This window comes from Streptomyces griseoruber (genome assembly GCF_001514205.1).
Taxonomy (GTDB): Bacteria; Actinomycetota; Actinomycetes; order Streptomycetales; family Streptomycetaceae; genus Streptomyces; species Streptomyces griseoruber.
Map to the genome: position 1 here is coordinate 83,413 of NZ_KQ948788.1, position 9,026 is coordinate 92,438.

A 9,026-nucleotide genomic window follows, 5' to 3' on the forward strand; every position below is an offset into this window, starting at 1 on the left:
TGCCCGGGCCCGCAGTACGGACGGGCGCAGGTGTGGTGCCTGGCGGCTGAGCAGGGTGAAGGCATGGTGCTCCAGCGAGCGCCGGTCGTCGTGGGGCCGGCCGCCACTGCCGGTGCGCCGCCGGGACGTGGTGGCGCGGGCGGTGCGCCGGCGTGCCGCGGCCAGGTCGGCCGCCAGGTCCAGGCCCTCGCGGGCGGCGATGGTCTCGGCGGTATCGGCTGGCGCGCCGGACTCGGTAGGGGCGAGGCAGTCGTATACGACCTGCAGTTCGGGGTCGGTGAACCGGGCACGCGGCATGGAGATCTCCTGAGGGTGTGTGGGCATGCCGAAGGCCCCGTTGCCGAGGCGGGGCGACGGGGCCTTCGAGGGATGCGGAGTGTGGCGGTGAGGGGCGGTCCGTGCGCGCGGCTCTCAGCGGAGTGGGCGGGGGATGAGCGGACTACCGGTGATGCACAAGCGCGGGTACACCCCGCACGTCGGCGGGCAGCATAGCCAACAGTCTCACCAAGTGGGCCAGTTCACGAGAAAAGGCAGGCCAGGGCCCTGCACGGATTAATTTGGCATCAACTATCCAAACAATGATGAATGTTTCGAAGCAGGCGACTGCTCTCGATGCACCGTCCAGCAGAGCTGGACGGTGCGCCGCAGAGGAGGCCCCAGTCCTCGAAGCGGCAGGCCCTGCGGTCGGTGACGGCGGGCAGTACCTCCTGCACCGCCAGAAATGGCTACCTCCTGCCCAGGCCTGCGCTCTACCGTGCGGACATGAGCACGCAGGCCTTCAACGGCGCCTACCTCCAGCCTCTCTTCCAGACGATCGAGCAGGCCCGCGGGGAGGGCGCCTACCGACAGCTGCCCGTCCCGCACCCGGCCAGCAGCCTGGCCGCCGACGACGCTCCGCTGGGCCCCTACGCCATCGCGCACCTGGTCCGTAACGCTGGACATCGAGGCGAGCCAGACTCAGACTCCCCTCTTTGAGGAGTGGCTGAGCAGGCTGGTGCGCTGCGAGCCGAACGCGATGCACTGCACGCTGGTGGAGCAGAGGAAGATCCCGGCCCTGTTCCACCCGTGCGCGGAAGAGGACAAGGACAGCCCGTCGGCCATCAGGGGATCGGGCTGTGTGTGCCGGCGGACCTTCTACGACATCGAGTTCGTGCTGCCCGTCGTCGGCGCGCACTCAAGAACTCGGGGGAGGGCGGCGCGGACCAGTGGAGCTACAAGACGTACGCCCCGCTGGACCTGCGCCGGATGACACCTTCAGCAGCTTCCTCGTCAGCCGGGGCCTGTTCTGGGCTCGGACGGAGAAGGGCCTGCTGTCGGTCCTGCCGCAGCGCAACGGCCTCGGTTACCACATCGGCTACAGCGGCGGCGGGCCGCAGGCCCTGGCCGCCTACCTCACCCAGGTCGCGGTCAGCGACGGGCAGAACACGGCCGCCGGCGCCGTGTACGAGAAGGCGCACCCGGCGATCGTCGCCTGGACGCAGAGCAAGGCGGCGGACCGCGGTACGAACACGCCGACGTTGTCCGACCTCAAGGCGATGCAGCGGCGCTGACCGCCGGTCTCCTGCCCGCGCGGTGCGTACCGAGGAAAGGAAGGGGCCAGGTCCGCTCGGCGGGACGGAAGACGAAGTCGCCGAACTGGCTGCCGGGACGCGGCCGACCCGCCCGTCCCGGAGCCGGCAGGGAGCAGCGAGGGTACGGGGAGAGACCAGCCGATGCCTGGAGGCCCCGATGGTTGATCCGATCCCGCAGCTCTCGCCGGAGCAGCTGGCGCGGCTGCAGGAGACAGCCGACGCGTCCCGGCTGAGGGTGGCGCTGTACCCGGCTCCGAAGCCGCCGCAGCGCCGTCGCCGCACGCGGCAGTACCCCAGCGGCAAGCCGAACCCGCCGTGGCAGCCCACCCGCTACCGCAGGCGCCGACGGGGATGAACTTCATCGTGCGCACCGCGACGCACCACCGTGACTTCATCGCGCGTACCGGTGCGCGCACCGACATCCCGGTCGTCGCACCGGTGCGCATCACGGTGAAGCCCGGCGACGCGCACCGAACCACGATGTAGCACACTCACGGTGACGGTGCGCAGGGTTGGTGCGGTCGGTGCGGACCCCTTGTCGAGGTGTGCAGCCCCGGATGTCGCACCCCTCGTCGACATCGAATCTGCCCACGTTTCGCCTAGACAGGGTTCGCTACCGCCAGCATCGTCACCTTATGTGTGCACGATGCTGTGCATTCAGGGGAGAACTCTCCCCCCTGCGCCCGCCCTTGAGTCCCTCACGCTGGGTGAAGGGGTCCGGGGTGCGGTGCGCACCACCGCACCGACGATGCGCGCCCCCGGTGCGGGAGTGAACGGCATCGCGGTGAATGAATGAGTGGTGTGCATCGTGAAGTCGCAGGTCACGGGTCTGGTGTGATGGGCGAGTCAGGTACTCGGCCGGTCGGCGGACGATGACCATGGCGTAGATCATCGGGCAAGTCCGGCTCCGGCGGAATGCCCGGTCCGGCTGCGCCCACGACCGACCCCCGCCTACGATCCGTCAGCAGGTCGACACGCCGTGAGAACGCATCGCCATCCCAGGGCCGGTCGGGGCATCCTGCTTACTGACGGCCTGCGGCCGTACCGAAGGCGGTATGTCGCCGAGGCCATGTGTTCGGGGGGACGCATGCCACAGATACAGCACCGAGCCGCGACCGCATCCGCGCGGAGTCGAGGGGTCCTGGAGGGCGCTTTCGCCCTGCTGGACGAGTTACGGCGACAAGGCGGAGAAGCAGGGCTTACCCAGATCGCCGCCGCCTGTGGGCTGCCCAAGGCAAGCACTCACCGGTTGCTGAGCCAGTTGGTCATGGTAGGTGCCGTCGAGCGGCACCACGGCCGCTACCGGGTCGGCTGCCAGCTCTACCGGCTCGGCCAGGCCTGGCAGCCCCATCCCGGACTGCGCTTGGCCGCCCGCCAGCCCCTGCACGCGCTGCGCGCCGCCACCGGCGCCAGCGCCGTCGTCACCGTCCTGCACGACGGCCTCGCCTTGACCATCGCCTCCGTACCCGGAGAAGTGGAACCCGTAGCGCCCGTGCGAGACGGCATGGGCTTCACACTGCAGACCGCCGCCGGACAAGTACTCACCGCCAGCCGCCCACGCCGGGCCAAAGACCCGCTTGCAGCAGCTGTCCTGGAACGCGAGCAGGTCCTGCACGGAGTTTGCTGCGCAGCCCTTCCCGTGCACTCACCCGACGGACGGCTCCAGGCCGCGATCACCGCCATGGTGCCACCCCACCGACGGCTGCAGACGGTCGCCGAACACACCGCACGTGCCGGCGCCGCCATCACAGCCAACCTCACCAGGGCCGCAGCGAGCACGGTCGACCTGCCGCCGGTGCTGCGACACTGACCGGTTCCGCTCAGCGGAACGCGCGTAGAGCATGCCGCACCCGGCAGACAGAGTGGGTGTTGTGCCGGTCGGGGGACCGGCGTCAATGAAGGGGGAAACACCATGGCAATCCGACGTCTTGCCGGCGTCACCGCTGCGGCCGCGCTGGGTCTGACCTCGCTGCTCGGGGCATCCGGCGCAGCACAGGCCGCCGAGGTGGCTCGGTCCGCCGGCGCGGGCTACGTCAAGATCAATCTGGTGCAGCTCTACTGTGAGAATCCCAGCGAAGGCGACGACGAGGCATACCTCAACGTCAATGCACCGGACCAGGGCTGGAAGAAGATCTGGCCGGGCAGCAGCAGCTACAACACCATCGCCCGGGGACAGACGAGGTCGCTCAGCGACGCTAACTGGGGGTACCTCACCATCGCTACCGGGGAGGAGCGCCAGTTCCAGCTGTGGGACCACGACAACACCAGCTCCGATGATGACCTGGGCGAGTTCACCGTTCACGGCGCCGAGGAGACCGGGAAGGTTCACGAAGTGACGATTCACGGTAGCGGTGCCACGTACGTCATCAAGTACAGCCTCCAGGCCGCCTGAGCCGGCACGCTCATCACCCGTGGCAAGCGACGCCGTCGCGTCGGGCGCCGCCTGCCACGGGAACGACGGCAGCGTTACTGCCTCAACGGCACCGGGACAGGCTCCTGAGCTCTCGGCGACGGTCGAACGCTGACCCTCTGACGGCGGATCGCGAGCAGGGCGGTGGCGATACGCAGGGCCAGAGGCAGGCCCGCGCAGAGGTTGGCGATGGCTGCGGCTGCTTCGGGGGCGTCCTGGACGCGGGTGTCGGTGGGTCCGCGGGTCTGCAGTAGGGCTTGGTGGAGCAGGACGATGGACGCATCGGTGTCGAGGACGTTCAGGTCGTGCAGGCGCGCGTCGATGTCGAGGGTGTGGCGGGAGGTGATCAGGACTGCGGTCATCCCGTCGGTGGGTAGCAGCGGAGCTACCTGGTCGGCACTGGAGGCGTTGTCGACAACCACCAGGATCCGCCGCCCCTCGTGGGCGAGGGCAGCCAGCACACTGCGGTAAAGCCGCTGCAGGTTCTGCAGGCCGTCGGGGATGTGTTCACCGGAAATGCCCAGAGCGTGCAGAAACCCGTCCAGGGCCCGTTCGGGGGAGAGCCGGCGTTCGGGGTCGTAACCGAGCAGGTCGATGAACAGCACTCCGCCGGAGAACCAGTCCGGCTCGTGCAGGGCGCGTGCGGCGACCTGGACGACCAGCTCGGTCTTGCCGACACCCGCCAGACCCGCCACCGCTATCCGCGACGGCTGCCGCACCTCCTGCTGCTCCTCGCAGGGGGACAGCGCGTGAAGCAACTCCTCTATGTGTGCGTCGCGTCCGGTGAACGTGGGAGAGGGAGCGGGAAGACCGGAGAGCGCTGGCGTGACCTTTGGGGGCAGCACCACGGTGATGTCGCGGCCCTGGATCACCTCGTGGAAGAACACTCCACCACTGATTGCGTTGGACACGTTCCCGTACTCGTCGGCCATTCGCCTCAGCCTTGCGTCAACCGGGTCTCACCTTCGGGGGAGGCCGGAGGAGGGGCGGTGGTGAAGGACAAGCCAGAGAAGTCCCGGCCCTGCAGCACCGGCCCATGCTGGGTGCCGCCGCTGATCCTGTTGTGGACGTCACCGTCGCCGGTACGCACCAGCTTCGCCTGCTCATGCCACTGCTGCAGGCCGGAAGAGAACCCCGCGTCCACTGCAGCTCTCACCGCCAATGCGGTGCTCAGCGCGTGCGCACGCGCTGCGTCCCCGGGTGCCTCGTGAAGCCTGACTAGCTCCGTCTCCCCGGAACTCACGGCTGGAGCCTGTGCGGATTCGTCCTGGCCGCGGGTGAACGGGCGGCGCACCAGCGCGGTCAGTCCCGTCCAGGCCTGCCGTCCGAGCTCACCGCCGGCGCCCCCTGCCAGCGCCCCGAGCAACGCCACTGAAATCGGGTCCATGTTGCACCACCCTTGGTATCTCTTGCTTCACCAGGAGTGGACACGCTACGAGAGACCGCGGTTGCAGAGGGCCTCGATCCGACAATTTTGTCCTGGCCCCGACAGCGCCCACAGACAGACCGGACCGCACCGTTCACACCGAGAGCACGTTCTTCGAGACCGGCTTTGCGAACCGCCCCAAAGGCCAACGCAACGGTGTTGGTGACTATGGCGTCCATGGGACGGAGTCGCTCCCATCGGGCTCTATGCCGTAACGGAGTAGTTGTTGCCATCTGGAGTCTTGGCGGCCTCTCTTTCGCGCGAGACCGTTGAGGGGGAGTGCGTCGCCCTCGTTTGCTGCTTGCCGCGCGAGGTCTTCGGCCAGGTATGTGTCTCCGGTTCTTTCGTAGAGTTCGGCGAGAGTGCGTCGGGCTTGTCGGTCGCCTGCGTTGACAGCCAGTTGCAGGGCCTTCTTCGCTCCTTCGTTGTCGCCGGAGGCACGAAGAAGGCGGCCGAGTTCTCGTTGAGACCGTGTGTCGCCTGCATCCGCAGCGAGTTGGTAAAGGTGCTTCTCAGCCGGTGTGTCGCCGTTCTTACGGCGCCGTTCGGCCAGCTTCCTCAAGGGGACGGGGTCGCCTTTGGCCGCTGCATGAAGTGCCAGCCGTTCCGCTTCGCTCGCGTCACCGGCATCATCCCTCGCCGTGATGAGCCGTCTCAGACCTCGGTCGCCAGCCAGGCGGTACAGGCGCCCAGCCTCGGATTGGTCGCCGACACGCTCCTGCATGAGAGCCATGTTGAGCAGCGCTGTTCCTTCAGCTGCATGGCGCAGGTTTTCGACGAGCCGCTTCCGAACATCAGACGGGACGCTTTCGCGAAGAAAGGGGAGGAGGAAGGTGGCTGACTTTTCTGCGCCTGCCCGGTACAGCTGTTCGGCCTCGTCGAGATCGCCTGCCTCTTCTCGTATCCGCGCCAGCTCCTCGTACGGGCTGTCGCCAGCCATGCTCGTGGCGCCGGATTGGATGGCTTGCCGGTACAAGCGCTCAGCTGCCTTGACGTTTCCAATCGCATGGTGTGCGCGGGCGACGTAGACGAGGGCTCCTGGGGAACCCATGTGTGCTGCTTCTGTGGCGAGACGTTCGCCTTCGGCGAGGTCGCCTGCCCGGAGACGACGTTGAGCGAGCCCGGCGACTTCCTTCCCGCCGGCGAGGCGGACCAGGCGCTCTTCCTCCGTGGCCGGGAAGTCCGGGTTCCTGCTGCGGTCGCGGGCCAGTCCGAGCAGCGCGTTTTGCCCCCCACTACGACTGGCTTGAACTGCGAGGCGCTCAGCCTCTTCTGTGGCGTAGCTGACGTGGTTGCTTATTGATCTTGGTTGTGGCCTGGTGTTGCTCAGCTGTGCTGAGCGGTGGGTCTGTTCCGTGGGTGGGGTTTAGAAGCTGTTGCTCTATCGATCTTGGTGAGCGTGAGTTCGAGGTCGTCGACTCGGTCGGGTGATCTTCTGGCTGGCTGAGCATGAAAGCGGGGCCTCCCGCACAGCTCGAGGGTGTCGAATCCAAACGAGCAACAGGAGGCCCCTGGTGCTGCAGTCTTCCGTGCCGGCGTTGTTGTCGTCCAACCCGGCTTCCCTGACGTGTGATTGCCTCGCTCACCGGTTCGGGAACGCCAGTGATCAGCCGTACAGGCGACCGAGATATCCGTCCGACATGAGCGACGCGGAGTGGGCCGTCGTGCGCGACGCGATGCCGGTCCCCGGCTGGTTGGAGGGCCGCGGCGGGCAACCGGAGAGCTACTGCCACCGTCAGATGGTCGACGCGGTGCGCTACCTGGTCGCGGGCGGCATCACCTGGCGGGCGATGCCCGCGGACTTCCCCGCGTGGGACCGCGTCCACGCCTTCTTCCGGCGCTGGCGGGACAAGGGCCTGACCGCCGAGTTCCACGACCGGCTGCGCGACCGGGTACGCGAGGCTGCGGGCCGGGATCCGGAACCGACGGCGGGCGTCATCGACGCCCAGTCGGTGAGAGGAGCCGCATCGGTGCCGGCCGCGACCAGGGGCTACGACGGCGGAAAGAAGGTCAACGGCCGCAAGCGGCACATCGTGGTGGACACCCTCGGACTGCTGCTGGTTGTGATGGTGACCGCGGCTTCGGTCACCGACCGGGACGCGGGGCAGACACTCCTGGCCCGGCTGCGCGATCGGCACTGGCGCGTCACGCGGGTGTGGGCCGACGGCGGCTACACCGGGCGCCTGGTCGACCTCGCCCGCGACGCCTGGCGGATCGCGCTGACCGTGGTCAGACGCAGCGACGACACCAGCGGCTTCACCGTGTTGCCGAAGAGGTGGCTGGTGGAGCGCACGTTTGCCTGGCTGATGCACTCACGCCGTCTGGCCCGCGACTACGAGACGCGCACCGACACCTCGGAGGCAGTGATCCGGTGGTCGATGAGCATGGTCATGAGCCGTCGGCTCGTCCGACGGGCACGCTGAACAGCCCCGGCCGTTCCTCTGCCAGCCAGCCCCGCACGGCCAGTCGCTTCGCCTTCGACCGCACCCCTTCCACCTTCGCCGGGACCGGCTCCAGCCCGACTGCCGCCGCGAGTTGCCGGCAGTCCATCGCCTTTTCGCACGACGCACTCCCACCGGCCAGGACGTCCATGATCTGCTGATAGTCCGGCGCCAGAACCGTCGGGGCAAGCCCTGCCTGCCAGTGCGGCACCACCGAACCGGGCACCGCCGCCGTGACCTTCACCGGCCGCCCGCCGGCCATCACGACTGGCGGTACCTCCTCGCCTCCGCGGGGCTCCGCCAGAACCTCGCCCACCGTCTCACGGGCGATCACGAACCGCTCCCACACGGCCTCCGCCTCCCGCAGCTCGGTCTGAAGGGCCTCCACTCGCTGCCGAGCAGCGCGTTCGCGCTCCTCCAGCAACCCCATTACCGACGGCATCCCGGCACCTCCACCGAAGAGACGACATGACACCTCGTCCCTGCCGCCGAAACACCACCCCTATGCCTGACCAGTGGAAACGCACCCGTCACTCTCGGAAAGACAACAGCTTCTCAGGACAACCAGCAGATGCAAGAGCGCCTGACCAGCGCACGCCAGAACAACCGCTTCATGGACAAACGCATCGCCGACCTCGAAGCCCAACTCGCTCCGTACCTCACGACACCACCCCCGCGCCCCTGACCCGGCCTCGGATCATTGCCAAAGGGGATGGACCTTGCCGACAACCGTCAGATCCAGTCGACGTCCAACTCAGCCAGTGCGGCCAGCTGCTCCGCACTGAGCTTGTCGCGCCTCGACTTGGTGTTCGATGTCCATACGCCCAGCTTGACGGCCACAGGCTCCGCCTCGCCGTCGACCGTGACCTGTTCGCTGTGCCCCCTTGGCACCGGCCGGTCGCCTTCCCGTTCCACCCACTGCGTGACGGCCGCCAGGCCCCGCTGGAACGCCTGCTGCGTCTTGCTCGGCCCCTTCCCACTGCTCTTGGTCGTCGAAGCGGGAGGCGGCGTCGGGGCGGGCTTGATGCCCAGCCTGGACAGCCGTTCCTGCTGTTCGGTGGACAGCTGCGCCCAGGTGCCCGGCTGTTTCTGCCGCTTTAGCCACTGCCCGAGATCATCGCCGTCGAACGTCACGCCGGGTTGGACGTCGGGCAGGTGGCCGTGGGGTTCGTCGGCGG

12 protein-coding genes and 1 pseudogene are annotated in these 9,026 nt (G+C 68.1%); 8 read left to right on the forward strand and 5 right to left on the reverse strand.

Features of this window, described 5'->3' with window-relative positions; genetic code table 11:
- Positions 1-297, reverse strand: a pseudogene (locus tag AQJ64_RS41915) (hypothetical protein); the annotation flags it as partial.
- A 465-nt stretch (positions 298-762) separates the two neighbouring features.
- Between AQJ64_RS41915 and AQJ64_RS47290 the strand changes: the two are divergent.
- The 6 genes from AQJ64_RS47290 to AQJ64_RS41935 all read left to right on the forward strand — a co-directional run bounded on the left by AQJ64_RS47290 (position 763) and on the right by AQJ64_RS41935 (position 3,963).
- Positions 763-975, forward strand: coding sequence for a hypothetical protein (locus tag AQJ64_RS47290; RefSeq protein ID WP_079062269.1), 213 nt, complete (start codon positions 763-765; stop codon positions 973-975).
- 230 nt (positions 976-1,205) lie between these two features.
- Positions 1,206-1,550 (forward strand): hypothetical protein, encoded by a 345-nt coding sequence (locus AQJ64_RS51540; protein ID WP_240512833.1) that lies wholly within the window; start codon positions 1,206-1,208, stop codon positions 1,548-1,550.
- Positions 1,551-1,728: 178 nt separating this feature from the next.
- The gene (locus tag AQJ64_RS47295; protein WP_079062266.1) at positions 1,729-1,926 is read left to right on the forward strand and encodes a hypothetical protein; all 198 of its coding nucleotides are present in this window, start codon (positions 1,729-1,731) and stop codon (positions 1,924-1,926) included.
- The gene (locus AQJ64_RS51930; protein WP_276206704.1) at positions 1,923-2,057 is read left to right on the forward strand and encodes a hypothetical protein; all 135 of its coding nucleotides are present in this window, start codon (positions 1,923-1,925) and stop codon (positions 2,055-2,057) included. The genes AQJ64_RS47295 and AQJ64_RS51930 overlap by 4 nt, the downstream gene beginning before the upstream one ends.
- 601 nt (positions 2,058-2,658) lie before the next feature.
- Complete coding sequence (locus tag AQJ64_RS47300; protein WP_079062267.1) at positions 2,659-3,381, forward strand: IclR family transcriptional regulator; 723 nt, start codon at positions 2,659-2,661, stop codon at positions 3,379-3,381.
- A gap of 102 nt (positions 3,382-3,483) precedes the next feature.
- Entirely contained in the window at positions 3,484-3,963 is a 480-nt protein-coding gene (locus AQJ64_RS41935) for a C2 domain-containing protein (protein WP_055636890.1), read from the forward strand.
- Between the two features lie 74 nt (positions 3,964-4,037).
- On the opposite strand, the gene AQJ64_RS41940 is transcribed toward AQJ64_RS41935, so the two are convergent.
- Both AQJ64_RS41940 and AQJ64_RS41945 read right to left on the reverse strand, forming a co-directional pair.
- Positions 4,038-4,913, reverse strand: coding sequence for an ATP-binding protein (locus AQJ64_RS41940; RefSeq protein ID WP_055636889.1), 876 nt, complete (start codon positions 4,911-4,913; stop codon positions 4,038-4,040).
- Between the two features lie 5 nt (positions 4,914-4,918).
- Positions 4,919-5,368 (reverse strand): hypothetical protein, encoded by a 450-nt coding sequence (locus tag AQJ64_RS41945; RefSeq protein ID WP_055636888.1) that lies wholly within the window; start codon positions 5,366-5,368, stop codon positions 4,919-4,921.
- A gap of 340 nt (positions 5,369-5,708) precedes the next feature.
- On the opposite strand from AQJ64_RS41945, the gene AQJ64_RS41950 reads away from it, so the two are divergent.
- Complete coding sequence (locus tag AQJ64_RS41950; RefSeq protein ID WP_157881085.1) at positions 5,709-6,248, forward strand: hypothetical protein; 540 nt, start codon at positions 5,709-5,711, stop codon at positions 6,246-6,248.
- A gap of 799 nt (positions 6,249-7,047) precedes the next feature.
- Positions 7,048-7,830 (forward strand): IS5 family transposase, encoded by a 783-nt coding sequence (locus tag AQJ64_RS41960; protein WP_055636885.1) that lies wholly within the window; start codon positions 7,048-7,050, stop codon positions 7,828-7,830.
- Here the strand turns inward: AQJ64_RS41960 and AQJ64_RS41965 are convergent.
- Together AQJ64_RS41965 and AQJ64_RS41970 are read right to left on the reverse strand one after the other, a co-directional pair.
- Positions 7,796-8,278, reverse strand: coding sequence for a hypothetical protein (locus AQJ64_RS41965; protein ID WP_079062270.1), 483 nt, complete (start codon positions 8,276-8,278; stop codon positions 7,796-7,798). The two genes, AQJ64_RS41960 and AQJ64_RS41965, sit on opposite strands and share 35 nt — an antisense overlap.
- Positions 8,279-8,580: 302 nt before the next feature.
- Positions 8,581-9,026, reverse strand: a 446-nt coding sequence (locus tag AQJ64_RS41970) for a helicase associated domain-containing protein (RefSeq protein WP_211286533.1), incomplete at its 5' end; no start/stop codon positions are given.